This is a genomic window from Rothia sp. L_38, from assembly GCF_050689125.1.
Taxonomy (GTDB): Bacteria; Actinomycetota; Actinomycetes; order Actinomycetales; family Micrococcaceae; genus Rothia.
The window spans coordinates 166781-192738 of record NZ_JBOEQD010000003.1; the positions used below are offsets into that span (position 1 = coordinate 166781).

A 25958-nucleotide genomic window follows, 5' to 3' on the forward strand; every position below is an offset into this window, starting at 1 on the left:
TGATTGCCCGCCCTCCGCACAGATAGGTTTTAGGAATTGATCTGATTGACCAGGTCGGCCACCGCGTCGATGAAGGCGTTGCCGCGCTCTGCGTACGAGGTGAACTGATCCATTGAGGCTGCTGCAGGGGCCATGAGCACGGTATCGTTCTGTTCCGAAATCTCGTGGGCCTTGGCGACCGCCAGTTTCATAACGGCTCGTCCGTCTCTGGCATCGGCCAGAAGGGAGCTCTCGCTGATCTTGTAGACCGGCACATCAGGGGCCTGCTCAGCCAGGGCAGATACCAGGGCTGCGGTGTCGGTGCCAATCATGACCACGGCCTTGAGGCGGTCCTTGTGTTCAGCAACCAGCTCGTCGTAGGTCACGCCCTTCGACAGGCCGCCGGCTACCCAGATGACGGGGCTGAAGGAGGCCAGAGAAGCGTTGGCTGCGTGGGGGTTGGTGGCCTTAGAGTCGTTGACCCAGAGCACCCCGTGGGTATTGGCTACCAGCTGGATACGGTGGGCACCGGGCTCGTAGTTCTGCAAACCGGCCTTGACCTGTTCCGGTTCAATACCGGCAGCGCGAGTTAGGGCTGCGGCAACCAGGGCGTTCTCGACGGTGTGCTTGGTCGGAAGCTGGCCGGTGTCTGCTACCTCAGCCACTTCCAGGGCCTGGTTGCGGCGGTCGTCAAGGAAGGCCCGGTCGATGAGGAGGCCATCGATGACCCCCAGCATGGAAAGACCGGGCGTGTCTGCCCAAAAGCCGATGGCGCGAGCGCCCTCAACGACGTCCGCCTCTTCTACCATCTGCACGATTTCTGGGTAGTTAGCGTTGAAGATGCAGGCGACCTGAGTGTTTTCGTAGATACGGGCCTTATCGGCCAGGTAGTTATCATAGCCCGCGTGCCAGTCAACGTGGTCTTCTGCCACGTTGAGCACAACGGACGCCAGGGGTGACATGGAGTAGGTCCAGTGCAGCTGGAAGCTTGAGAGCTCAACGGCAAAGAAATCGTAGTCAACGGGGTCGCGTAGGGCATCCAGGATGGGGGTGCCGACGTTACCCACGGCAATGGCCTTGTAGCCTGCGGTCTGCAGGATAGATTCGGTCATGCCTACGGTGGTGGTCTTGCCGTTGGTGCCGGTAATGGCCAGCCAGGGGGCGACCTTGCGTCCTTCGCGCTGGCGCAGGCGCCAGGCTAGCTCTACATCGCCCCAGATTTGAATCTTCTGGGCTACCGCATCGGCCAGAATGCCGATGGTGGGGGCTAGGCCGGGTGAGGTGACCACAAGGTCAGCGGGCTGCCCCTCGACCAGGGGCAGGGCGTCCATGGCTCCGGCGCCCAGCACCGAACCAGCCGCACCCACAATCTTGAGAGTATCGGCCTTACCACGAGTAACTTCGTTATCGTTACCGTCCACCACGACCACGCGGGCACCCAGCTCAATCAGGGTGTCAGCGGCTGAGAAACCAGAGATACCCAGGCCAGCTACGACCACGCGCAGACCGGCCCAGTCAGACTCCCAGCTGGTCAGCGCTTCCAGACGCTCATAACCGTAGACGGGGTTTGCGTTACTTGCCTGCATTAGAAAACACCTCCGTTGCTTAGTAGCCAGTCACCGTAGAAGATGCCCAATGCGATAGCCACAAACAGGCCAGCGAGAATCCAGAAGCGGATGACCACGTTGACTTCGGTCCAGCCCTTGAGCTCAAAGTGGTGCTGCAGGGGGGCCATGCGGAAGACGCGCTTGCCCCCGCTCATCTTGAAGTAGCCCACCTGAATAATGACGGAGAGGGCAATCATCACGAAGAGGCCTGCGATAATCGGCAGAAGCATCTGGGTGCGGGTGATGATGGCGAAGGCCGCCAGGGCACCGCCCAAACCTAAGGAACCGGTATCGCCCATGAAGATAGTAGCCGGTGATGTGTTCCACCAGAGGAAGCCGATCAGGGCACCAATCAGGGAGGCTGCCAGCATAGCCATCTGGCCTGAGTCAGGAACCTCGTAGCAGACGTTATCCAGGGAGCCGGGGGCGCACAGGTGCTGCTGCTGCCACATAGAAATCAGTAGGTAGCCGCTGAAAACCATAATGGCTGCACCGGTGGCCAGACCGTCCAGCCCATCGGTCAGGTTCACGGCGTTAGTGGTGGCGGTGGCAATCAGGTTGGCCCAGATGATGAAGAGGATAATACCCACCACAGGCCCGGCAAAGGCCAAATCCAGCCAGGAGATATCGCGGGTGAAGGAGAGGTTGAAGGAGGCAGCTGACCAGCCCCGCTCGTCCTTAATCAGCAGCGCACCAACCGCAAAGAGTGTACCGATGAGCCCCTGGAGCACAATCTTACCCTTGGGAGTCAGGCCCTCACTCTGCTTCTTCCAAATCTTCTGGAAGTCGTCGATGAAGCCAACGCCAGCCATACCCAGCATGAGGAACATAGCCAAAAGAACCGAGGCGGACGGAGCCAGGCTAGTCCCGGTGAGCAGGGCGGAGAGACCCAGCGCCAGGAAGAAACCGAGGACGGTTGCTGCCATCATCATGACACCGCCCATGGTGGGGGTGCCCCGCTTGGTCTGGTGTGAGGTGGGGCCGTCTTCGCGAATGAACTGGCCGAACTGCTGCTTCACCAACCATTTGGTGTAGAGCGGGGTTCCGGTGATCGAGATGATCAAGCCGAAAGCGGCAGCCAACAGGATGGAAATCATGTGGTGTCTGTGCCTTCCCGGTTATGAGTTATCTGTGGTCTTGGCGGCAGCATCGGGCTGGGCGCCACTGTCTGAGTTTAGTGCCTGAACAAAGTCACCGGCACTTAACCAGGGCTGTGATTGCCCACTATCACCTTCAGTGTGGGTGAGGTTGCCCTCATAGTCAGCAACTTTTTGGCCGAGAAGGCCCAGGCCAGCCCCGTTTGAGGACTTGAAAAGGACGATATCGCCCGGCTCTAGGGCGCCGCGCAGGAGTTCGAAGGCTTCGTCGGTGCTGGAAACCCAGGTTGCTTCATTGCCCCAGGAACCTTCAAGGTGGGCGGTGTTGTAGATGGGCTTGGCAATATCGCCAACGGCAATGAGTTTGGAGATGTTGAGGCGTACGGCTAGCTGACCGATACGGTCGTGTTCGGTCAGGGTCTGGTCGCCCAGTTCCAGCATGGCACCTAGGACGGCCCAGGTGCGGTTGGTGGAGGGCAGACGGCCTAGCTGGGCTAGGGTCTGTAGGGCAGCGGTCATGGACTCGGGATTGGCGTTGTAGGCGTCGTTGATAACGATGACGCCATCGGGGCGATCGGTACGCTGCATACGCCATTTGGAGGCAGCCCCGGCAGTGTTGAGCTGCTGGGCGATGCGTTCGGGTGCGATACCGGCCTGGTATGCGACGGTGGCTGCCGCCAACAGATTGTAGACGTGGTGTTCGCCGATGAGCTGGGAGCTAATCTCATAGGCCTGCCCATCGGGGAAGGTCAGGGTAAAAGCCGGCTTGCCCTCATCGGTGGTGGTGAGGTTGGACGCCGTCATCCGGTGTTCTGCTACCCCGGGGTTGCTGGTGTGGGTCAGCTCAGCTTCGCGGCCCTCCACACCAAAGTAAGTGACAGGGGTAGAGGCCCTGTTGATCATACGGCGCACCCGATAATCATCGATGTTCAGGCCCAGTCCCAGGCGGACGCCCTCGGCCATCTCGCCCTTGGTCGCTTCGATGTTATCGACGCCGCCAAACTCACCGGCATGGGCGGTGCCCACCTTGAGCACAACGCCGAAATCCGGAGAAATCATGTCGGTCAGGTACTTGATGTTACCCACCCGGTCAGCGCCCATCTCAATGACCAGGTACCGGGTGTCTTCCTCGGCCCGGAAGACGGTCAGCGGCACACCAACTTCACCGTTGAAAGACCCGATGGGGGCCACGGTCTTGCCCTCTGCACCGAAGATAGCTGCCAGTAGGTCCTTGGTAGTGGTCTTACCCGCAGAACCGGTGATACCCACAACCGTCACGTCGCCGCGCTCACGCAGGCGGGCCACGATGTAAGAGGCCAGTCGTCCCATAGCCAGCACAACGTCGTCGACCAGAATTGAGGGGTATAGCTGGCCGTCAGCATCCTGAACCTCGCGTTCAACAAGAGCCAAAGAAGCCCCCCGCTCGAAGGCTGCAGCCAGGAAGTTATGGCCGTCTGTCACCTCACCGGGCTTAGCGATAAAGAGACAGCCGGCGTCAACTTCGCGGGAGTCTGTAGTAGCAGAAGTGCAGGTCAGAGCAGCAGAATCGGCAGCGTCTACCCCTAACAGGGTACCGCTGACAGCTTCTGTAATCTCTAGTGCTGAAAGTTTAATCATAGGTTTACCTTTAGGTTACTTCTGGCGGTTCTGATAGGCCGGGAGCACGCTGAAACCGGCAGCCTGCAGGGCGCGAGCGGTCTCTACACGGTCGTCAAGCTCGATATCGGTACCGGCAACGTCCTGGGCTACCTCGTGGCCGCGGCCAGCAATCAGAATTGAGTCCTTGGGTCCAGCCAGGGCGATAGCTTCATCGATGGCAGCGGCGCGGGGCTCAATGTTGAGCACCCGCTGGGCGCGGGCCCCGGCTTCAAGAGCCGCGAGCGCACCAGACTCAACAGCCTCGCGGATAGGGGCAGGGTCTTCGCCATGGGGGTCGTCGTCGGTCACTACCACGATATCGGCATAGGTGGCGGCGATTTCGCCCATCAAGGGGCGCTTGGTCTGGTCACGCTCACCGGTTGCACCGAAAACAATAATGATCTTGCCGTCCTCATCTGCCGGCTCGATTGCTTCAAGCACACGTTTCAGGGCATCGGGGTTGTGGGCGAAGTCCACCAGGGCGGTGGGCTCGGTGGAAATCAGCTGCATACGACCGGGCACAACGGGGGTCAGGGTCTCGGTGCGAGCCAGCACTTCGGTGATGCGCTCGCGCTCTAGCCCGTCGCGGGCGCTCTCAAAAACCATCACGGCGGCCAGCGCAGCGTTCGAGACATTGAAATCAGCTGGAAGCAAGGTGGCGCTGGGCAGTTCAAAACCGTCGCCACGGCGCAGGGTAAAGGAGTGGCCAATACCGGAGCGCTCTACCTGCACCAGGGCCCAGTCCTGGGCAGCAAGGGAGGTGAGAGCGTCCTCCCCCGGCTCGTAACCGGCACCGAAGTTGGTAAAGAGGCGAACCACAGCGCGGGCCCCCAAAGCCTGAACCGCGCGCTTTGCCATGTCAAGACCCCAGTGGTCATCGGCAGTGATAACGGCGCGACGGGTACGGGCCGGGGTGAAGAGCTCGGCCTTGGAATCAAAGTAGCTTTCCATGGTGCCGTGCAGGTCCAGGTGGTCCTGAGTGAGGTTGGTAAAGCCCGCAACGTCATAGCGAATGCCATCGACGCGGCGGTAGTCCAGGGCATGCGATGACACCTCCATCGCGGCGCTGGTAATACCCTGCTCGCGCATCAGGGCAATGAGGGAGTGCACGTGGGGGGACTCAGGGGTGGTGAGCTTAGAGGGAATAGCCTGCCCGCCGGCAAGAATCTCAATAGTTCCAATCAGGCCGGTGGTGTGGCCCAGGGCCTGCATGATCGAGTTGGTCATGTAGGTGGTGGTGGTCTTGCCGTTGGTGCCGGTCACCGCAAGGAGACGGGGCGCTCCCCCGCTGCTGGGCTGGGAGGCGTAGATGCGGGCAGAGAGCGGCCCCACAGCGGCCCGTACCTGGTCGGTGGTTACAAGGCCCAGCCCCTCTGGGAGCCCCAGCTCGCGCACAATCTCAAGGCCCGCTTCATCGGTCAGCAGGGCGGACGCTCCCAGCTCAACAGCTGCGGGCAGGAAGGTAGCCCCGTGCACCTTAGCTCCGCCCAGGGCAACGTAGAGGTCGCCGGGCTGCACCTCGCGAGAGTCCATGGTGATACCCGTGATGGGGCGGACGGACGCCTGCACCAGCTGCGCTCCTAACCCCACCTCGGCCAGCCAGTCGGCAACCTCAGCGCAGGTGCGCTCGGTAACCTGGCGGGGGCGCAGCGTCTGGGCGCTGCCATCAAGTGCTCGGTTTTGTGTCACGGGCTTTCCCTCCAATGGGCGGTCTATGTTAAGGTGCGCGGTGTGGCGCGAGTGCTAATAGGGTCTACTTTAGCCGTTTTCGTCATGTCCCTCAGCGAATTTAGGGGTCTCCTGCGGCTCCGTTGTGGAGCGGGGCACATTATAGATGTGCAGGGTTTTCTCCATAATTTCTGCAAACTGGGCTGTGGTATTTGCCAGGCCAACAGCCGATGCCGTGGTTTTCGGGCGGTGCATAGTAACCGATACGAGGAAGCGGGGGTCCTCGGTGGGAGCGACCCCCACAAAAGAGGTAGCCCAGCCATCATAGGTGCTAGAACCTTCGTCCACGTTTTCTGCGGTACCGGTCTTACCGGCGACCCGGTAGCCGTTAATCTGGGCACCTTTCGCACCACGACCCTGGTACACGACAGCCTCCATGACCTGGAGGGTCTTCCGGGCGGTTTCTTCACTCACCATGCGGGTACCTTCAGCGACCTCGCGGACTTCTTCGGTACCGTCCGTATCAATCACAGCATCAATGATGCGGGGCTTGAGCATAATCCCCTTATTGGCCATAGCTTGAAAAATCATAGAGGTCTGCAAGGCTGACTGGGCCACGCCCTGGCCAAAAAGCACAGTGTACTGCTGGCGGATATCCCAGTCCTTCCAATGGGTGACCAGGCCCTGGGATTCGCCGGTTAGCTCAATACCGGTGAACTCCCCCATGCCAAACTTCTTAAGCCAGTTGTAGCGCTGCTCCTTGGTGAGCTTGCTACCCATCATGACGGTACCGGTGTTCATCGAGTCAGCAATAATACCGGCAACAGTGCGCTTCTGGGCGGGGTGCACGAAAGGATCGGTGATGGTCTGCTGATCAATTTCAAGCTCAGCAGGCACATCGTAAACGGTCTCAGGTTCAGCGATACCCTCTTCAAAGACGGCAGCGATGGTCAAAATCTTCTCGGGAGAACCCGGCTCAATGACCTGGGTAATAGCGCGGGGGTTCATATCGGCCAGCTCAAAACGCTCAGCACCGGGATCCATCGTCGAAGAATCTGCCAGCGCCAGAATCGAGCCGTCACGCACGTCCATCACAATGGCCGTACCCCACTCAGCCTTCAGTTCCTCAGCACGGGCTTTAACCACCTGCTGCGCAAAATACTGTACGTCCTGATTGATGGTCAGCCGCACACTCTTACCGTCCTGGGCAGGGGTGTTCTGTTCGTCCCCGATAGGTATACGAATACCGTCAGCTGAGATTTCATAAACACGCTCACCGTCAACACCGGCTAGGTGCTCCCCCATGGTGCGTTCGATGCCCACCGAGTTGTTCACCTGCCGCGTTTCGCCGCTGGTGCCGTCCACGGCTTCCTCAATGATGCTAAAGCGGCCTACCACCGAGCCACCCACCTGGCCGTTAGGGTATTTACGTTCAGACAGAATCTCACCGTAGATATAGGGGGCACCCAGTGCATCTACCTTATTGTAGATAGCAGGAGTGACGTTCTCTTTAACAATCTTGTATTTGAGGTCGCCATCGAGCGCCGCTTTCACATCGGCGTCACTCATTTCAAGAATATCGGCCAACTCATACACTAGCTCGGTGGGGGTTACCTCGACCGGGTCACGGCTTTCCTCGGTATAACGTTTAAAGTTCGCCACAGCAGACTGATCAACGGTGATGTTGTAACGCTGCACGCTGCGCGCCAGCACGTTGCCGTTGATATCGAGAATCTCCCCGCGCAGGGCCGGAATGGTCTGCTTACGGGTACGCTGGGCTTTCGCAGCGTCGGCTAGACCGTTCGTATCAAGACCCTGCAACCAGGCAAGGCGCAGGCCCACGACGCCCAGGCCACCGATACCCAGGGTACCCGCGATAAAGCCGCGCCGCCCAACGGTGCGTTTGATGCCCTGTACGGGTTCGTTCTGCTCAGTGCCGCTCATCGTCCCCCTATTTCTCTTCCGCTGTGGTTCACTCTTTACTGTGGCCCGCGCGCCGCGCGCTAACCCCGCTACCCCATAAGGCGAACAGGTGCCCACCACCAGGGCAGGCACCGTATCACGCGCTTACTATTGACCGCCTGCGCTCGCCGCAGCGGACGGCTGGGCTGAGGTCTGGGCCGCGGGTGAGGCGCTGGCAGGAGCTGAGGCCTGGGCACTTGCTGAAGCGGCCGCGCTGGCTGATGCTTCTGCTGAGGCCTTGGCTTCGGCTTCTTCCTTCTTGCGCTGTTCCTCGGCCCGGGCGCTGGCCTCTTCGTAGGCCTGGGTGTCGGCCAGGGCAGGGGGTGCAATCAGGTTCTTTGTTGCGGCTTCGCCTTCAACAGCGGCCAGGGGGGTGCCGGTGATTTCACCGGTTTGCAGGTCGAGAGTGGCCTGGCTAGAGGCAGCTACCAGCCCTAGCTGGCTTGCGCGGATAGCCAGGTCCTGGGGGGCCTGGTGGAATTCGATTTCCTGGGCCAGGGCCTCATTCTGCTGGATGAGGGCCTGTTCTTGAGCTCGTAGCTCAACCAGGTCGTACTGGCGGGAGGCCATGACGATGCTCAGCACCAGCACGGCGAGCAGGGCAACGAGCATGGCGCCCAGGGCCACGAAGACGCGCCAGCGGTTGGAGGTAGCGCGCAGGGCCCGGGAGCGTGAGAGAGGACGGCGGGCGGGGGCTGCTTCTTGGGGTTCATCGCGCACCACAGACAGGCGGGGCTTGTTCAGCTGCCCGCCGTCGTCGGTTGAGGTGGGGAAACGGGGTTCCGCGCTCATCGTGTTGCCTTTGGTGTCTTGATTTTTTCTGCTGCCCTCAGTTTTGCGGACGCTGCCCGCGAGTTCTCCTCAATTTCCTGCTCGGTGGGGGGTTCAGCGCCGCGGGTGATGATTTTGAGTTCTGGCTTGTGCTCTTCAAGTTCTACCGGGAAGCCCTTAGGAGCGCTAGAGGTGGCCCGAGCGGTGAAGGCCCGTTTGACGATTTTGTCTTCTAGGCTGTGGTAGCTCATGGCCACGCAGCGTCCGCCCAGGTTGAGGGCGTCGATTGCAGCTGGTATGGCACGTTCTAGGGCATCGAGTTCGTGGTTGACCTCGATGCGCAGGGCCTGGAAGGTGCGCTTAGCGGGGTGCCCGCCCTTGCGCTGGGCCGCTACGGGAACAGCCTGCTGAATCACCTTAACCAGCTGGCCGGTCGTTTCAAAAGGACGCTCGGCGCGAGCCGCTACGATACGGGAAGCAATGCGGGCGGCAAATTTCTCTTCGCCCCACTGGCGGATAATGCGGCGCAGCTCAGCCTCATCATAGGTATTCACCACGATAGCGGCTGTGAGTTCTTCGGTGTTATCCATGCGCATATCGAGCGGGGCATCGTAGGAATAGGCAAAGCCGCGCTCACGCTCATCAAGCTGCATAGATGAGACACCCAGGTCAAAGAGCACACCGTCAACCTGGGTTACACCGGCTTCTGCCATAGCGCGAGGAATTTCGTCGTACACGGCGTGCACAGGGATGAAGCGGTCGCCGAAGCGGGCCAGGCGCTCGCCTGCGAGCTTGTGAGCCATGAGGTCCCGGTCAATGCCGATGAGGGTGAGGTCTTCGAAGCGCTCGAGCATGGCTTCTGAGTGGCCACCCATGCCCAGGGTTCCGTCGATAACGACGGCGCCGGGGCGGGAAATTGCGGGTGCGAGGAGGTCGAGGCAGCGGTCAAGCATGACCGGCACATGCCTGTCTTTGGCGTCCTTGCCGGGTGAGAGGTTCTCTACCTGAGTCAAGGGGTGCTCCTCGTGTTGATAGTTTTGTGGTCCGCGGTCTGTGGGGTTAGAGCATGAGCCCTGGCAGGATTTCATCGTCGGTGCCAGAGAAGGCTTCTTCCTGTTCTTTCAGGTAGTCCTCCCAGGATTCGGTGCTCCATATTTCTGCCCGTGAGCCTGCGCCGATGACCGTGAGGTCTTTTTCCAGCCCAGCGTAGTCTCTGAGGTTTTGAGGTATGGTGATTCGCCCCTGCTTATCGGGTACCTCGTCGGAGGCCCCCGATAGAAAAACTCGAATGTAGTCTCGCGCCTGCTTCGACGACAGCGGAGCTGTGCGTAACTGTTCGTGAATACGCTCGAACTCGGTCATGGTGAAGACGTAGAGGCAGCGTTCCTGCCCGCGGGTGAGCACCAGACCTGCTTCTAACTGCTCGCGAAATTTCGCGGGAAGAATCAGGCGCCCCTTGGCGTCCAGACGCGGGGTGTGAGTTCCAAGAAACACGGCACCACCGCCTCTACCTGTCGCCTGTGCTCCCCTAGCAAGCGGGGAAACTACATCAGTGTTGTTCTATCCCCTCCACTTTACTCCACTACGCCCCACCGAATGTACCAAATACGGAATTTTTACCGGGTTTTTGAGTGTTTTCACACAGAATGAGATGGTTACAAAATTTTCTGCTTCATGAAGCACCCACCGGGCAGCCAATTTGCACCTCCCATATATAACTTTGAAGGCATACAAAAACCGCCCGGTGCAGGCCGGGCGGTTAAACGTTAATCTATGGAGGGGCTAGAAGCGAGAGCCGCCTTGGCGCTCATCCCACTTGTTTTCGAGGTTCTGCATAAAGCGAGAATTTCCCTTGTATTTTGAAGGGGTCGGGCGGGCAGATGCCCCACCGGTAGCTTTAGTGCCTTTTCCCTTGGGCGCAGTCGTAGCGAAATACACGCCAGCAGCTGCTACGACAAAACCCAGTACGCCCAACAGGATGAGCTTAGTAGAGACTCCAGCGATGATGATGCCCAGACCCACCACAGCAACGAGGGCGCCAATCACCAGGTTGCGGGGTGATGACGAGACAGCCGGAGCCACAAGGGGCTGGGGGCCGGTCATGGTTGACGCAAAGGCGGGGTCTTCGTTGAGCTGCTTTTCGAGCTGGGCAAGAAGTTCCTGTTCCCGTTCTGAAAGCGCCATGGTGTCTCCTTAGCTTGTGCGGTGAGCCTAAACGCGCAGGTGGGGTGAGCAGCACCGGACGCGAGCGTGCGTTAGGTTGTCTACTCATCTTACCGGTAGCTTTTGGGTGCAGCCTAGATACACCCTGAAAATGACCTCGAATTTACCTATCGTTTTCGTCTCTCGGAGGTGATGAGGCTTGCAGGGAGAATACCGTGGGTACCGAAGCGGGCGTTGATGGTGTCCATGGCATTTTCGGCTCCTTCCCATTCTTCGGCAAGGGTATCTTGGTTCGGCAAGGTCGTGCCGCCTGTAGCACCGGGTGAAGCTGGGGCGAAGAGTTGCATCTGCACGCCGGTTTCCCGCCCTTCAAGTTTTTCTGCGCGGACGCCCAGCAGCCGTATCGGCCGGTGTGATGAGCCATCGGGCTGCAAATACTTCTAACTGTTTGAGGTGGGCAATAACGGCGTCAAACATGATACGGCCGGATACGGTTGCAAGGGGCAGGGGGCAGGAGCGGGTGAGGGTTTCGAAATCTGAGTAGCGAATTTTGAGGCTGAGGGTGCGGGTTTGGCGACCGGCGGTTCGCAGTCTTCGAGCAACGGCGAGACAGAGGCTGTAGATTTCTGCGGTGATAGCCTCGGCGCTCGTTTGGTCGGTGGTAAAGGTGTGCTCGGCACCGATTGATTTTTCGATACGCTCTGGGGTGACCTCGCGGCGGTCAATACCGCGGGCAAGTTCATAGAGGTGCAGACCTGCCGCCTGGCCGCAGCGCCCCTGGAGCCAGGGCAGGTCGTATTCTCGCAACTGGGCAACGGTGTGGATTCCAAACCCTTCGAGGAAGGAGGCGCTTTTAGCTCCGACCCCCCAGAGCTTGCTGACCGGTAGGGGGTCCAGAAATTCTTGCACCCGCTGGGGTGGGACCACCCAGAGGCCGTTGGGCTTGGAACCGGCCGAGGCCATCTTGGCAACGAATTTACTCGATGAAATCCCCACAGAGCTCGGAAGGCCCAACTCGGTTTTGATACGATCGCGGGCCTGCTGGGCGATATCGACTGGGCTCCCCTGGGCACGGACGGCTCCGGTGAGGTCGAGGAAGGCCTCATCCACGCTGACCTGCTCTAGGCGGTCGGTAATCGCACCTAAGATAGCCATCACCTGAGCGGAGTAACTGCGGTAGTGGGCGGACGGCTCCAGCAGCAGGGCAGCGGGGCAGAGCTGGCGGGCGCGGGCCAGGGGCATGGCTGAGCGCACTCCGTAGCGGCGGGCTTCGTAGGAGGCGGAGAGGACGACCGAGCGCGGCGAGTTGCGGGCAACGATGAGCGGACGCCCGCGTAGCTGGGGCTGTGTAAGAAGTTCAACGTTGACGAAGAAGGCGTCCATATCGAGGTGCATGATGATGCGGGCAGGGGCGTCCGCACGCACGCCCTGAGTAGACTGCTGGCCCATGAACCCCGCCCCCATCTATCGAAACTATGTTCTAATTTATCCTAGCCAGTCAGGTACGTTTTGACCAGGTGCATACCCCTATCTACTAGACTGGTGTGCAGAGCTATCCCCAGACCCAAGGACGTCATGACCCCCCAGCCAGCCCCCACTACCGGCCCCGACGAGTCCGCAGCCTACCTTGAGGCTCTCGAAGCCGAAATGGGCCGCTTTTTTGATACCCAGCAAGAACTTATGGCGACCGTCTCGGTTGAGACCCTGCCCCTGTTGGAGTCCGTCCGCACCCTTTCTACCGGCGGTAAGCGCCTTCGGGCGCTGCTAGCCTACTGGGGCTACCGCGGGGCAGGTGGAGCGGGAGTGACCGAGTCCATCGTCCGGGCGGGTGTGGCGATTGAGCTCTTCCAGACCGCTGCCCTGATTCACGATGACATCATCGACGCCTCCGACACCCGACGGGGCGCCCCGAGTGTGCACCGCCGCTTTGAGGCCATGCACCGGGAGCTGGGCTATAAGACCAGCCCCTCATCTTTCGGTGTATCAAGCGCAATTTTGGCCGGCGACCTGTGCCTGTCGTGGTCAGAAATGGTGTTCTCATCCATTCCTGAACTCACCGCCGCCAGTGAGGCCCGCTTTATCTTTGACCTGATGCGCACTGAGGTCATGGCCGGCCAGTACCTCGATATTGTGGGCGAAGTCGTGCCCGAAGAAGAGCCAGAAATTGCCCTTGAACGGGCCAAGAACGTGATTCGCTACAAGTCCGCTAAATACTCCTGCGAGCACCCTATTGCCCTGGGTGGCGCCCTGGGTCTTGGTCTGAAGCACGGGGAGACCTCCGAGCTGGTCACCGGCTACCGAGCCTTTGCCCTACCCCTGGGCGAGGGTTTCCAGCTGCGCGATGACGTGTTGGGGGTCTTTGGCGAGCCCGAAACCACCGGCAAGCCTGCTGGCGATGACCTGCGCGAGGGCAAGCGCACCGTCCTCACGGCCTTTACCGCCATGAAGAGTAACGCCGACCAGCGAGCCTTCCTCGAAGAATCCCTGGGCTCCCCCATCTTGGGGGCAGAAACCATCCAAGAGCTCCAGCGCCTCATGCGAGACTCCGGCGCCCTCCAGGCCGTCGAAGAGATGATTCAGGCAAAGGGGGACGAGGCCCTAGCCGCCCTTGAGTCCCTCAACCTTGAAGCGTCCGTACAGCAGGCCCTACGGTCCATTGCGGCCAAGGCCCTGCACCGCTCCTTCTAGCGCGCCGCTGTAGAACTGAGAAAAACACAGCAGGCTCACACCGGAGTGTGAGCCTGCTGTTCTCTATCTAAATCTTTAAAAGCCTTACCAGGCCAGGGCCGAGGCGCGGCGGCGGATTTCGGTCTTGCGACCGTCAATCAGGGCGTCGATAGGACGGCCCGGCAGGGTGTCGTCAGCGGTGTAGAGCCAGACGATAGCTTCTTCTGCGGTGAAGCCGGCATCGGCCAGTACGCTCAGGGTGCCTTTGAGGGGCTCAAGCACGCGGTCTTCGCGCATGAAGAGGGCGGGGACCTTACGGACGCCGGTTTCGGGGTCGCGCACGGCCAGCAGGGTACCGTCGGCCAGCAGGTTGTGCACGCGGGTGACCTTGAGATCAAGGGCTTCTGCGATATCGGGGATGGTCAGCCAGTCGCCAACCAGAGCAATTACTTCGGGTGTAGTTTTTTCATCAGTCACCTATCCATTGTGCCCCAGAAACCGGGGAATCGGTAGGCAAGCCCGCCCGGGAGCTCCCAAGGCGGGTTTTCGGCCTCTTCCCAGGGGCCGCCCGTACAATGGTGAGGATGACTGATGACTTCTCTGCTGCCCCCTGGCTGACCGGGGTGATATTCAAGGGCCATTTTGAGGTGGGCCACCTGATTGCGCGCGGTGGTATGGCCGAGGTGTACCATGCGGTTGATCTGTGGTCAGATAACCCGGTGGCGCTCAAGGTCCTGCTCCCCCACCTCTCTACCGACCCCGCCCAGCAACAGAAGTTTTTTAGGGAGGGCTCGGCGCTCAAGAAGATTCAGCACAAGAACGTGGTGGGCGTCATCGACGAGGGCACCGAGCTGGTACACGGCCAGCAGGTCATGTTCCTGGTGCTGGAATACGTGCACGGCTGCACCCTAGCCCAGCTCATGCAGCTGCGCCCGGTGCTGTCGGTGGGCGAGATGCTCGATGTCATGATCCCTGCGGTTGAGGGCCTGTCTGAGGTGCACGCCCACCACCTGATCCACCGCGATATCAAGCCCGCTAACATTCTCTTAGAGGCCGACACAGAGGGCGTTAAGCTCTCCGACTTTGGCCTGACGCGCAGGGCCGATCAGAGCGCCACCGGCCAGCTCATGGGCACCCCCTCCTTTGTGGCTCCCGAGATTCTCGACGTTGCCTCGCCGGTCGGGCCTCCTGCAGATATTTTTGCCCTGGGCGTGATGATGTACCGCATGCTCACCGGCCGTATGCCTTTCGCCGGGGCCGATAACGACCAGCAGGTGCTCTACCACAACATGAACACCGACATTCCCTCGCTCACCCACCTGGCTGAGGGCATCTCCTCTGACATCGCGGGTGTGGTGAGCTGGTGCACCCGCCGCAACCCCCGCGACCGCCCCCAGGACGCCACCGAACTCTACCGGGCCCTGCGCGATATTGAGGCCCGCGCCAGCGAGCAGGAAAAGGGCTACCGCCTAGATCAGGCAGACCAGCCCACCACTACCCTCTGGGAGGACGTCGCCGACATCGCCGAGCAGTCGGGGCGGGTACGCCACGGGCAGACCGCTATCACCGGCTTTGGGTCCGCCGATGACCTACTCGATGCAGATTCTTCTGGCCCGCTCAGCGAGCACGAGCAGGCTGTACGCTCTGCCGCGGACGCCCCCGTAGAGGTCTACGCCCCCACCGACTTCCCCGGGGTTGGGCCCAAGACCGAAACCCAGGCCGTCCTCGATGCCCAGCTCTCTGAGCATGAAGCTGACCAGGACCCAGCGGTGGTCGAGCACCCCCCTATCTCGGCCGGCTATAACCGACAGCGGGCTGCCGCCTACCGTAGCGAGCGCGCGGACGCCGCACCCGCATCCGCCCCGCAAGCAGCCTCGGCGCGCCCCGCCGACCCCGCCCAGTGGACCGACGCGCAGCGGCGTGCCCCGGCTGAGCGCTGGCGCCCACCCCTCTCCCCAGCGGCCCTGGCCCTGATCCTAACCCTGATACTGCTGGGCTTTGTGACCGCAGGTTTTGTGGGCTGGTGGCTGGCCAGCCTGATTCTCTAACACCCGCCCGCTCCTGCCCGGCCCTAGAGCCCGCCTAGAAGCCTCACAAAGAAAAAGCCGCCGTGGCCCTGCTCTTGAAACCTGTGTTCAAGAGGCAGGCAACGGCGGCTTGCTCTGTGCCCTAGAGGCCTTAGCCTTAGCGGCGGGCCAGGTACTCAGCAACCTGGAAAGCGATTTCCAGGGACTGCTGGTGGTTCAGACGCGGGTCACAGAGGGTCTCGTAACGGTCTGCGAAAGCTGCTTCTTCGATGGGGTCAGAACCGCCCAGGCATTCAGCAACGTCGTCGCCAGTCATCTCTACGTGGATGCCGCCGGGGAAGGTGCCCAGGGCCTCGTGCACCTCGAAGAAGCCCTGAACCTCGTTCATGACGTCATCGAAGCGGCGGGTCTTGTAACCGGACGGTACGGAGATAGTGTTACCGTGCATGGGGTCGGTGACCCATACGACCTTGGCGCCTTCCTTCTGCACGCCCTCAACGATGGCGGGCAGGTTTTCGCGGATCTTGCCGGCGCCCATGCGGGTGATGAAGGTCAGGCGGCCGGGCTCGCGGTTGGGGTCCAGCTTGTCGATCAGGGCCATGGCGTCGTCGGCAGTGGTAGTGGGGCCGAGCTTGACGCCGATGGGGTTGCGAACCTTGGAGAGGAAGTTGACGTGGGCATCGTCCAGGCCGCGGGTACGCTCACCGATCCAAAGGAAGTGGGCGGAGGTGTCGTAGGGCAGGTGGGTGCGGGAGTCAACGCGGGTCATGGCACGCTCGAAGTCCAGCAGCAGGGCCTCGTGGCCGGTGTAGACGTCGGTGGTCTTCAGGGGGCCGAAGTCGGTGCCGCAGGCTTCCATGAACTTAATAGCGCGGTCGATTTCACCGGCGATGGACTCGTAGCGGGCGTGGGCAGGGTTGGAGGTGAAGCCCTTGTTCCAGGAGTGCACCGAGCGCAGGTCAGCGAAGCCGCCCTTAGTGAAGGCCCGAATCAGGTTAAGGGTGCTGGCGCTGGTGTGGTAGCCGCGCAGCATACGGTTGGGGTCGTGCACACGGGATTCTTCGGTGAAGTCAAAGCCGTTGACCATTTCACCGCGGAAGGAGGGCAGGGTGACGCCGTCACGGGTTTCGTCGTTCGATGAGCGGGGCTTAGAGAACTGCCCTGCCATACGGCCCATCTTAACCACGGGCATAGAGGCACCGTAGGTCAGCACAACGGCCATCTGCAGCAGGGTGCGCACACGGCCTGAAATCTTATCGGCGGTAGCACCAGCAAAAGTTTCGGCACAGTCGCCGCCCTGCAGCAAGAAGGCTTCACCTTCAGCAACGCGAGCCAGGTCGGCGCGCATCTGGTCAACCTCACCGGCAAAAACCAGCGGAGGAACGCTGTTCAGTTCATTGATGACGGCAGTAAAGTCGGGGTGCTCAGCCCACTGGGGGTGCTGGTCGATGTGCAGGGAGCGCCACTCTTCGAGTTCGGGGAAGTCGTTCGGGGTGGGTACGGCGCCGGGGTTGGTCACGGGGTGACTCCTTTGTATATGGTCGCTAGAGCCTAGCTGAGGGTTAGGCTCTTGTCTCTTATTCAAAAGTATTGGGGCTTAGGTGTAGGGTTCAAAGCTGTGTCCACCATGTGACATACGGCTCTTAGAACGGGGGCGGACGAGCTAGGAGCGGGTTTCAAGCAGGCGGCTGGTAGCCTCGTCCGCACTGATTCCTTCAGCCGTCATAAGCTTCTTAACGTCGGCCGCATAGACCGGGGTGATGGGGCGGCCGGTCATCTGGCTAATCCGCTCAATAACCAGGTCTGCCAGTTCCCGCTGGGCGGCCCATTCGTCGTCCCGCCCCATATAGGGGGTCACATCGATGGGTTCACCGATGACGGTCTTCACCCGGATCGGTTTGCCGTCCTTCCGCAGGCGCAAGCGGTTGGAGCCAGGCACCTGCACATCCTCGTTACCGAACTGGGCAACGGGGATAATGGGGACGCCGGCCTCCAGAGCCAGGCGGGCCACACCAATTTTGGCCCGGTAGAGGCGAGCATCGGGGCTACGGGTCCCCTCGGGGTAGATACCCACGAGCTTGCCCTCGCGCAGGGCGGCAACAGCAGCAGCCAGAGATTCAGCAGACTTAGCACCACCAGAGCGGTCAATAGGTAGCTGGCCCACAGAGGTGAAGAACCACTTCATCAGGCGCCCCTTAAGACCGGGAGTAGTGAAGTAGTCTGACTTGGCCAAGAAAAATACCTGACGCGGAGCCGCAAGAGGCAAGAAAATAGAGTCAATAAAAGACACGTGGTTACTTGCCAGAATAGCGCCGCTTGCTGCCGGGATATTTTCAGCCCCCACGACCTCGTGATGATAGGCCCGCTGCAAGAAGGGCTTGAGCACGGTGCGTAGCTGCATATACATGGTGTCTCTCCTTGCGATAGAGCAATGTTAGGGGTCTCGTGGCTAAAGCAGTCAGCGAGCGGCTTTCCACTACATATTGTATGCCCGAGGGCGACCAGCTCAGAAACAGGAGTTACAGAGCCCTCCCCAACGAGGTGAAGCTATTCCCCTCAGAGCGTCATACCCCGCAAAAGTGGGGTTTTAGCCGGGGGTGGGCTGTAAAATGGCCAGGAAGAACCGCGTGCTCGGCATCGTTGCCAGCGCACCTTAGCCCTCCCCCGCAGCCGGGGCCCGTTAGAGACAAGGTAACACCGTGAAAGAAATTCACTCCCCCCAGATTGTTACTGTTGATCCGGCAGTTAACATCACCGACATGGTGGAACGCCGCGCTCAGGACAGTCGCAATCCTCTGGTCTACCGGGTTCAGAAATCAACCGGCAACTGGGTGCCTGTCACCGCCAAGGACTTCCGCCGTCAGGTCATTGACCTGGCTAAGGGCCTTATGGCAGCAGGTATTGGGGCGGGCGACGTCGTTGGCATTATGAGCCGTACCCGCTACGAGTGGACCCTGATTGACTTCGCTATCTGGTACGCGGGCGCTGTATCTGTACCCGTCTATGAGACCTCATCTCCTGCCCAGGCTGCCTGGGCTCTGTCTCACTCCGGCGCTAAGGCTGTCTTCGTTGAGAACAGCAAACTGGCAGACGTCATTGGGCAGGCCCGTGAGCTCACCGATGAGGAGCTCTCCCTCGATGCTCTCAAGGACGTCTGGGGGATCGACGATTCGGTTCTCCCCACCTTGGTCTCCGGTGGGTCTTCTATCTCTGATGAGGAGGTCGAAGAACGCCGTTCTCTCGCCAACCTCGATACCGTGGCGACCATCGTCTATACCTCCGGTACCACCGGCCGCCCCAAGGCCTGCCCGATTACCCACGGTAACTTCGTCCGTCTCTCTGCCAATACCAAGCTCACCATCCCTGAGATTGCCAACGAGACCAACTCGACCCTGCTCTTCCTGCCCCTGGCCCACGTGCTGGGTCGCCTGATTCAGATACTGGCTTTCGACGCGGGCCTGACGGTAGGCCACGCCCCCAATATCAAGAACCTCTCCACCGACCTGGCGTCCTTCCAGCCCACCATGCTGCTGGTTGTACCCCGCGTCTTTGAAAAGGTCTACGAGGGAGCTATCAAGAAGGCTGAGAAGGGCGGTAAGGTCAACGCCAAGCTCTTCCAGCGCTCAGTGGACGTCGCTATCAAGTGGTCCCAGGCCAAGATTGCGGGCAAGATGACCCGCACCCTCACCTTGCAGCACAAGTTCTACGACAAGCTGGTCTACTCCAAGCTGCGCAACGCCATGGGCGGCAAGGTGCGCTTCGCGGTATCCGGCGGCGGACGTCTGGCCCCCCACTACGGCCACTTCTACCACGCTGTGGGCATCGAGGTCGTTGAGGGCTACGGCCTGACCGAGACCACCGCGCCCCTGGCCGTTGGCCGCATCCGCAACTTTGATATCGGCAACGTGGGTACCCTGATTCCCGGTGGCTCTGCCCGTATCGCTGAGGACGGCGAACTCGAGTTCAAGGGCATCGGCCTGATTTCTGGCTACCTCGACAACCCCGAAGAGAACGCTGCGGCCTTCACCGATGACGGCTGGTTCCGCACCGGCGACCTAGCCCGCATAGACGATGACGGCAAAATCTTTATTACCGGCCGCAAGAAGGAAATCATTGTGACCGCCGGCGGTAAGAACGTCATGCCGGTACCCACCGAAGACCGTCTGCGCCAGTCCCCCTTCGTCTCCCAGGCCATGCTGGTGGGCGACGAGAAGCCCTTCATCTCGGCGCTCATTACCCTGGACCCCGACGTCCTGCCCGATGAGCTTGAGCGCATCGGCCTACCCCGAACCCTCTCCCTCAAGGAGGCCTCCACCAACCCCCGCGTCCGTGAGGCTATTCAGAAGTTCATCGACGACGCCAACGCCTTTGTGTCGAGGGCCGAGTCTATCCGCGAGTTCCGCATTCTTGATAAGGACTTCACCGAGGCCGAGGGGCATCTGACCCCCTCTATGAAGGTGCGCCGCAAGCAGGTGCTGGCTGACTTCAACTCCTATGTTGAAGATATGTACAACCGCACCAAGTCCACCGTGACCGAGACCGCCGCTCACACCGCTGAGCGTGTTCAGGAGCTGCGTGCCGAGCAGACCGAGAAATGGGACCAGTTCAAGGCCGTTCAGGCTGAGAAGATTCAGGAGTTCACCGAGACCCAGGGGCAGAAGCTGCACGAGCTGGCAGATAAGATCCAGCAGGTCGCTCCCCTGCCCGGAGCTAAGGACAAGGACGCTGCCAGCAACTCAGATGCCGACGAGCAGGTTGAGAAGGCCGCTAGTGACTGGGTAGAGGTCACCGAGGCAGAAAAAGACTCCCAGTAAAGTACACGACCCCCGTTCCTGTTATCAGGAGCGGGGGTCGTGCGTTAGGCGGGTTGAAGGCTAGTCGAGCTCAAGCCCCAGCAGGGCGTTCTCCACGACCTCGGTCAGGGCCGGGTGGATCCAGTACTGGCCGCGGGCCATATCGCGGGCACTCAGACCAAAGCTCATGGCCTGGATCAGGGGCTGAATCAGGGTGGGTGACTCCTCACCGATAAGGTGGGCACCCAGCAGCTCACCGGTGTCCTTGCGGGCGATGAGCTTACAGACGCCTTCACCATCGTCCATAGCCCAGCCGTAGGCTACGTCGCCGAACTTCTGCTCCTTGACGGTAATCTCAAACCCTTCAGCCGCAGCCTGCTCCTGCGCCTGGCTTTCGGTCAGGCCCACAGCGGCAATGGGCGGGTGAGTGAACACAGCAGCAGGCACATAGCGGTGGTCGGTGGCGCGTAGCTGGTCGGGGTGCACGATATTCCACTGCACGGTGCGCATCTCGGCGTTCGCCACGTGCTTGAGCTGGTAGGGGGAGCTCACATCGCCCAGGGCCCAGACGCCCTTGACCGGCTGGCCGCCGGAGAGCACCCGCTGGTACTCATCCACCTGCACCAGGCCCCGCTCATCCACATCAAAGTAGGTGGCAGCATCGAGGGTATCGGAGTTGGGGATGCGGCCCGTTGCCACCAGCACCAGGTCAGCGGGCACGGCAACCCGCTCACCGGCGTCCTCAAATACCACCGTCACAGACCCGTCGTCGGCAGCCTCGATAGCCTTCAGGGCGTGGTTGGTGCGCAGGTCCCACTGGCGGGCGGCCTCACGGGTAAAGATCTCGGCAATGGTGTCGTCGTGGCTGCGGAGCAGGCGGTCTGAGCGCACAGCCTGGGTCACCTGAGCGCCCAGACCCGAGAAGACGTGAGCGAACTCGGCTGCGATGAAGCCGCCGCCGATGACCACCACGCGCTCAGGTAGCTCATCAATACGCATGACGGTATCTGAGGTATGCACCTGGGGCAGGTCGATACCGGGGACCTGGGGCAGGGTAACACGGGAGCCGGTAGCCAGCACCAGCTGGTCAGCGGTCAGCTCAAGGCCGGACGCCGTAACCACGCTCCGGGGGCCGGTCAGCTGAGCGTATTCCTCGTAGACATCCACGTTCTCAAGGGACTTCCGCCAGGCCAGCCCACCCTCGCTAATAGCGTCGATGCGGCCGAAGATTCGGTCGCGAATCTGCCGCCAGGCAGTGTGCTTGTGCTCTAGCTCTACACCCAGACGGGCAGCGTCCTTAGCGCGGGCAACGGTAGAAGCCGGGTAAACATACATCTTGGTAGGAATACAACCCACGTTGAGGCAGGTACCGCCGAAGCGGCCGCCGTCGATGATGGCAATCTTCTTGCCCTCGTAGTCCTCGTTGGGCAGGGAGTTACCGGAGCCAGATCCGATAATGATGAGGTCGTAGTGGCGGGGTGAGCTCATGGGGCTACCTTTCGTGCGGGGTATGTCTGTGGTTTTCAACGGGATAGGCTAATGTTTCATTCCCGGCTGTCAGCTCCACTGCGTGCCTGTGCTGCAGCTTCTGCGTTATCGCGGAAGTTCTTCTGCATCTGGCGGAAAACCAGCACGTTACCGACCACGATGTGCAGGAAGCCCAGAATCATCACATAGATATTCCAGCCGCCCTGCGGAGCAAGCACCCCGACTAGCAGCAGAATCGCGCCAAAACCAATAATCATCAGGTGAGTTACGTTCATGCTTCCTAGCCTACAGGTAGGGACCAGATTCCTCCCTAAATCCTTCTGCACAGCACATACAATCGGCACTTTTCTGGTCCCTACTGGGAGCAAAAAGAGCGGACGCCCGCCCCAGCTTACGCAAGCCGGGTGCGGGCGTCCGCCCCTTAGGTATTCCTGATACGGGGTTACTTGACGTTGACCACGATCAGCAGGTCACCACCAGCTACCTGGGAGACCTCGTTGTAGACAACGCGCTCGACGGTGCCTGAGACCGCTGAGGTGATGGATGCTTCCATCTTCATGGCCTCGATGGTGGCTACCTGGTCGCCGGCTGAGATTTCGTCACCGGGCTTGACCGAGATAGACACGCCACCAGCGAAGGGGGCTGCGATGTGACCGGGGTTAGAAGCGTCCGCCTTCTCAGCTTCCTTCACGTTGGACTCCACGGAGGTGTCGCGGACGTTGACGGTGCGCTGCTGGCCGTTCAGGGTGCAGATCACCTCGCGCATGCCCTTTTCGTCGGGTTCTGAGATAGCCTGCAGGGTTGCAATCAGGCGCACGCCCTTACCCAGCGAAATCACGTGTTCACGCTTGAACATCATGCCGTAGAGGAAGTCGCGGGTGTGCAGAATCGACAGGTCACCGAATTCCTCGCGGGCCTTCTCAAAGTCTCGGGTGGGCCCGGCAAAGAGGAGGCGGTTGAGGGTAGAGCGGCGGGTTGCTGAATCCCCGTTCAGGGCCTCTAGGTCATCGGCGGAAAGCTCGTTGACCGAGGGCTTGGAGAGCTTACGGCCTTCCAGTGCCCGGGTGCGGAAGGGCTCGGGCCAGCCAGCGGGCGGGGTGCCCAGCTCGCCGTTGAGGAAACCAATCACAGAGTCGGGGATATCGAACTTCTGCGGGTCCTTCTCGAAGTCCTCGGGTGAGACGCCCATGCCAACCAGCTGCAGGGCGAGGTCGCCAACCACCTTCGATGAGGGGGTTACCTTGACGATATGGCCCAGCATGCGGTCAGCAGCTGCGTACATGTCTTCGATATCCTCGAAGCGCTCCCCCAGCCCCAGGGCGGTTGCCTGAGCGCGCAGGTTGGAGAGCTGGCCACCGGGGATTTCGTGGGTGTAGACACGACCGGTGGGTGAGGACAGGCCCATCTCGAAGGGCTTGTAGATGGCGCGGACGGCTTCCCAGTAGGGTTCCAGCGCGCAGGCAGCTTCCAGGGTGATGGAGGGGGCGCGGTCAGTGTACTGGAGGGCGCCGACCAGGGCTGAGAAGGACGGCTGGGAGGTGGTACCCGCCATGGAGGCTGAAGCCACGTCAACAACGTCCACGCCAGCCTCAACAGCGGCAAGCAGGGTGCCGACCTGACCGCCTGCGGTGTCGTGGGTGTGCAGGTGCACGGGCAGGTCGAAGCGCTCGCGCAGGGCGGTGACCAGGCGGCGGGCAGCTTCCGGACGCAGCAGGCCGGCCATGTCCTTGATGGCAAGGATGTGGGCGCCGGCTTCTACCACCTGGTCAGCCAGGTTCAGGTAGTAGTCCAGGGTGTAGGTCTGCTCTGCAGGGTCCAGCATATCGCCGGTGTAGCAGATAGCGACCTCGGCAACTGCGGTGCCGGTGGCACGCACGGCCTTGATAGCCGGGGTCATCTGGGAGACGTCGTTGAGGGAGTCGAAGATACGGAAGATATCGACGCCAGTCTCGGCTGCTTCCTTGACGAATGCGTCGGTGACCTCGGTGGGGTACGGGGTGTAGCCCACGGTGTTGCGGCCGCGCAGCAGCATCTGGATGGGCAGGTTGGGCATGGCCGCACGCAGGTGAGCCAGACGCTCCCAGGGGTCCTCGGAGAGGAAGCGCAGGGCGACGTCGTAGGTTGCACCGCCCCAGGCTTCTACGGAGAAGAGCTCGGGGGTCACGTGGGCTACTGCGGGCGCGGCGGCCAGCAGGTCGCGGGTGCGGACGCGGGTGGCCAGCAGAGACTGGTGGGCGTCACGGAAGGTGGTGTCGGTAATCAGCACTTCCTTGGTGTCGCGTACAGCCTTGGCGAACCCTTCGGGACCCAGTTCGAGCAGGCGCTGACGCCAGCCTGCCGGGGGTTCGTGGCTTGAGGCGTCGAAGGGTGAGCGGTAGGGCTCTTCGGTCTTATCGCCGGGGAAGGCAGGTAGCTTCCAGCGGGGGTCAAGACCCTCGATACGCTCACCGTGGGGCTTATTCACGGTGACGTTTGCCAGGTACTGCAGGGCCTTGGTGCCGCGGTCAGCTGAGGGCTTCTTGGTCAGCAGCTCGGGGTGCTCATCGATGAAGGGGGTGGAGACATCACCAGCGCGGAAGGTGGGGTCTTCGAGCACCGCCTTGATGAAGGGGATGTTGGTGGCGACGCCGCGAATACGGAACTCGGCCAGAGCGCGAGAAGCGCGGCGGACGGCGTCCTCGAAGGTGCGGCCACGGCAGGTGAGCTTGACCAGCATGGAGTCGAAGTGGGGTGAAATCTGGGCACCGGTGTAGACGGTACCGCCGTCCAGGCGGATGCCAGAGCCACCGGCTGAGCGGTAGTAGGTAACCTTGCCAACGTCGGGGCGGAAGCCGTTCGCCGGGTCTTCGGTGGTGATGCGGGACTGCAGGGCAAAGCCGCGCACGCGCAAATCTTCCTGGCGGATGCCCAGGTCTTCCAGGGTCTCACCGGCAGCAATACGCATCTGGGACTGTACCAGGTCAACGTCGGTGACCTCTTCGGTCACGGTGTGCTCAACCTGGATACGGGGGTTCATCTCAATAAAGACGTGCTGGCCAGCGCGTTCACCGGCGGTATCGACCAGGAACTCCACGGTACCGGCGTTCACGTAGCCCAGTTCCTTGGCAAACTTGACCGCGTCGCGGAAGAGGGCCTGACGAATCTCTTCATCAAGGTTGGGGGCGGGGGCAATCTCAACGACTTTCTGGTGGCGGCGCTGCAGGGAGCAGTCACGCTCAAAGAGGTGAACGATATTGCCCTCACCGTCGGCAAGGATCTGCACCTCAATGTGGCGGGGGCGCAGTACTGCCTGCTCAAGGAAGACAGTGGGGTCACCGAAGGCGGTGTCGGCCTCACGCATAGCCGCTTCCATAGCGGGGCGCAGGTCTTCACGCTTCTCAACGCGACGCATACCGCGGCCACCACCACCGGCAACAGCCTTGACGAAGATGGGGAAGCCAATTTCTTCAGCCTCAGCCAGCAGCTTCTCAACGTCTGCGCTGGGCTCGGTGGACTTGAGCACCGGGATACCGGCACGGCGGGCAGCCTTCAGGGCCTCAACCTTGTTACCGGCCAGTTCCAGAACCTCCGGCGGGGGGCCGATGAAGGTGATACCGGCGTCCGCGGCGGCGCGCGCTAGATCAGGATTCTCCGAGAGGAAGCCGTAACCCGGGTAGATGGCATCAGCGCCGGCTTCTTTGGCGACGCGAATAATCTCCTCAACATCGAGGTAGGCACGGACGGGATGGCCCTCTTCACCAATCGGGTAGGCCTCATCAGCCTGCTGACGGTGAATGGAGTGGCGGTCTTCGTAGGGGAAGACGCCGACGGTCTTAGCGCCGAGCTCGTAGGCCGCGCGGTAAGCGCGGATTGCGATTTCGCCGCGGTTAGCGACCAGAATCTTTGAAAACATTTTCTTCCGTTCCGCCCCACCCAGCACAGCAGGGTGCGGTGAGGCTAAGCCACAGTTCGTGTGTGAACACCTCAAATATATCTTTAGACTTCCTAAAGCACCTGGTTTTGTCTCATTTTTTGTGATGCGGGACGTAACGAAAAGATTTTATTGTGAGCATGACTACACGCGATAGGGTGTGAGCTGTGAGCTTCCCTGACTTTCCC

General features: G+C 61.0%; 20 protein-coding genes. 3 read left to right on the forward strand and 17 right to left on the reverse strand.

Features of this window, described 5'->3' with window-relative positions; all coding sequences use genetic code 11:
- Positions 1-29 precede the first annotated feature (29 nt).
- The 11 genes from murD to dinB form a co-directional block, all read right to left on the reverse strand.
- Positions 30-1565, reverse strand: coding sequence for a UDP-N-acetylmuramoyl-L-alanine--D-glutamate ligase (gene murD / locus ACRCJM_RS03330; protein ID WP_431463793.1), 1536 nt, complete (start codon positions 1563-1565; stop codon positions 30-32).
- A complete protein-coding gene (gene mraY, locus ACRCJM_RS03335; protein ID WP_431463794.1) occupies positions 1565-2683 on the reverse strand; it encodes a phospho-N-acetylmuramoyl-pentapeptide-transferase in 1119 nt (372 codons plus the stop codon). Before mraY ends, murD begins: the two co-directional genes overlap by 1 nt.
- A gap of 21 nt (positions 2684-2704) precedes the next feature.
- A complete protein-coding gene (locus ACRCJM_RS03340; protein ID WP_431463795.1) occupies positions 2705-4300 on the reverse strand; it encodes a UDP-N-acetylmuramoyl-tripeptide--D-alanyl-D-alanine ligase in 1596 nt (531 codons plus the stop codon).
- Between the two features lie 15 nt (positions 4301-4315).
- On the reverse strand, positions 4316-6010 hold the full coding sequence (locus tag ACRCJM_RS03345) for a UDP-N-acetylmuramoyl-L-alanyl-D-glutamate--2,6-diaminopimelate ligase (RefSeq protein ID WP_431463796.1): 1695 nt from the start codon (positions 6008-6010) through the stop codon (positions 4316-4318).
- Between the two features lie 69 nt (positions 6011-6079).
- Positions 6080-7933: a peptidoglycan D,D-transpeptidase FtsI family protein gene (locus tag ACRCJM_RS03350; protein WP_431463797.1), complete on the reverse strand. Its 1854-nt coding sequence runs from the start codon at positions 7931-7933 to the stop codon at positions 6080-6082.
- A gap of 126 nt (positions 7934-8059) precedes the next feature.
- The gene (locus tag ACRCJM_RS03355) at positions 8060-8743 is read right to left on the reverse strand and encodes a hypothetical protein (RefSeq protein ID WP_431463798.1); all 684 of its coding nucleotides are present in this window, start codon (positions 8741-8743) and stop codon (positions 8060-8062) included.
- On the reverse strand, positions 8740-9735 hold the full coding sequence (gene rsmH, locus ACRCJM_RS03360; RefSeq protein ID WP_326502449.1) for a 16S rRNA (cytosine(1402)-N(4))-methyltransferase RsmH: 996 nt from the start codon (positions 9733-9735) through the stop codon (positions 8740-8742). Before rsmH ends, ACRCJM_RS03355 begins: the two co-directional genes overlap by 4 nt.
- Positions 9736-9781: 46 nt before the next feature.
- A complete protein-coding gene (gene mraZ / locus ACRCJM_RS03365; protein WP_431463799.1) occupies positions 9782-10216 on the reverse strand; it encodes a division/cell wall cluster transcriptional repressor MraZ in 435 nt (144 codons plus the stop codon).
- Positions 10217-10504: 288 nt separating this feature from the next.
- Positions 10505-10906, reverse strand: coding sequence for a DUF3040 domain-containing protein (locus ACRCJM_RS03370; RefSeq protein ID WP_431463800.1), 402 nt, complete (start codon positions 10904-10906; stop codon positions 10505-10507).
- A gap of 146 nt (positions 10907-11052) precedes the next feature.
- Positions 11053-11238: a hypothetical protein gene (locus ACRCJM_RS03375; protein WP_431463801.1), complete on the reverse strand. Its 186-nt coding sequence runs from the start codon at positions 11236-11238 to the stop codon at positions 11053-11055.
- Positions 11239-11254: 16 nt separating this feature from the next.
- Positions 11255-12334 carry a DNA polymerase IV gene (gene dinB / locus ACRCJM_RS03380; protein WP_431463802.1) on the reverse strand — a complete coding sequence of 360 codons (1080 nt, stop codon included), beginning with the start codon at positions 12332-12334 and terminating at the stop codon, positions 11255-11257.
- 126 nt (positions 12335-12460) lie between these two features.
- Between dinB and ACRCJM_RS03385 the strand changes: the two genes are divergently transcribed.
- Positions 12461-13573 (forward strand): polyprenyl synthetase family protein, encoded by a 1113-nt coding sequence (locus ACRCJM_RS03385; protein ID WP_431463803.1) that lies wholly within the window; start codon positions 12461-12463, stop codon positions 13571-13573.
- Positions 13574-13657: 84 nt separating this feature from the next.
- On the opposite strand, the gene ACRCJM_RS03390 is transcribed toward ACRCJM_RS03385, so the two are convergent.
- Complete coding sequence (locus ACRCJM_RS03390) at positions 13658-14029, reverse strand: Rv2175c family DNA-binding protein (RefSeq protein WP_185173169.1); 372 nt, start codon at positions 14027-14029, stop codon at positions 13658-13660.
- 107 nt (positions 14030-14136) lie between these two features.
- On the opposite strand from ACRCJM_RS03390, the gene ACRCJM_RS03395 reads away from it, so the two are divergent.
- Positions 14137-15600: a serine/threonine protein kinase gene (locus ACRCJM_RS03395; protein WP_431463804.1), complete on the forward strand. Its 1464-nt coding sequence runs from the start codon at positions 14137-14139 to the stop codon at positions 15598-15600.
- Between the two features lie 136 nt (positions 15601-15736).
- On the opposite strand, the gene ACRCJM_RS03400 is transcribed toward ACRCJM_RS03395, so the two are convergent.
- Together ACRCJM_RS03400 and ACRCJM_RS03405 are read right to left on the reverse strand one after the other, a co-directional pair.
- The gene (locus ACRCJM_RS03400; protein WP_237223023.1) at positions 15737-17098 is read right to left on the reverse strand and encodes a class II 3-deoxy-7-phosphoheptulonate synthase; all 1362 of its coding nucleotides are present in this window, start codon (positions 17096-17098) and stop codon (positions 15737-15739) included.
- Between the two features lie 144 nt (positions 17099-17242).
- Positions 17243-17986 (reverse strand): lysophospholipid acyltransferase family protein, encoded by a 744-nt coding sequence (locus tag ACRCJM_RS03405; protein WP_377126381.1) that lies wholly within the window; start codon positions 17984-17986, stop codon positions 17243-17245.
- A gap of 292 nt (positions 17987-18278) precedes the next feature.
- On the opposite strand from ACRCJM_RS03405, the gene ACRCJM_RS03410 reads away from it, so the two are divergent.
- A complete protein-coding gene (locus tag ACRCJM_RS03410; protein ID WP_431463805.1) occupies positions 18279-20393 on the forward strand; it encodes an AMP-dependent synthetase/ligase in 2115 nt (704 codons plus the stop codon).
- Positions 20394-20453: 60 nt separating this feature from the next.
- Here ACRCJM_RS03410 and ACRCJM_RS03415 read toward each other — a convergent pair whose 3' ends face one another.
- The 3 genes from ACRCJM_RS03415 to ACRCJM_RS03425 form a co-directional block, all read right to left on the reverse strand.
- Positions 20454-21860, reverse strand: a complete 1407-nt coding sequence (locus ACRCJM_RS03415; RefSeq protein WP_431463806.1) for a mycothione reductase — start codon at positions 21858-21860, stop codon at positions 20454-20456.
- 56 nt (positions 21861-21916) lie between these two features.
- Positions 21917-22135 carry a hypothetical protein gene (locus ACRCJM_RS03420; protein ID WP_185173174.1) on the reverse strand — a complete coding sequence of 73 codons (219 nt, stop codon included), beginning with the start codon at positions 22133-22135 and terminating at the stop codon, positions 21917-21919.
- 167 nt (positions 22136-22302) lie between these two features.
- Complete coding sequence (locus ACRCJM_RS03425) at positions 22303-25752, reverse strand: pyruvate carboxylase (protein ID WP_431463807.1); 3450 nt, start codon at positions 25750-25752, stop codon at positions 22303-22305.
- Positions 25753-25958 lie beyond the last annotated feature (206 nt).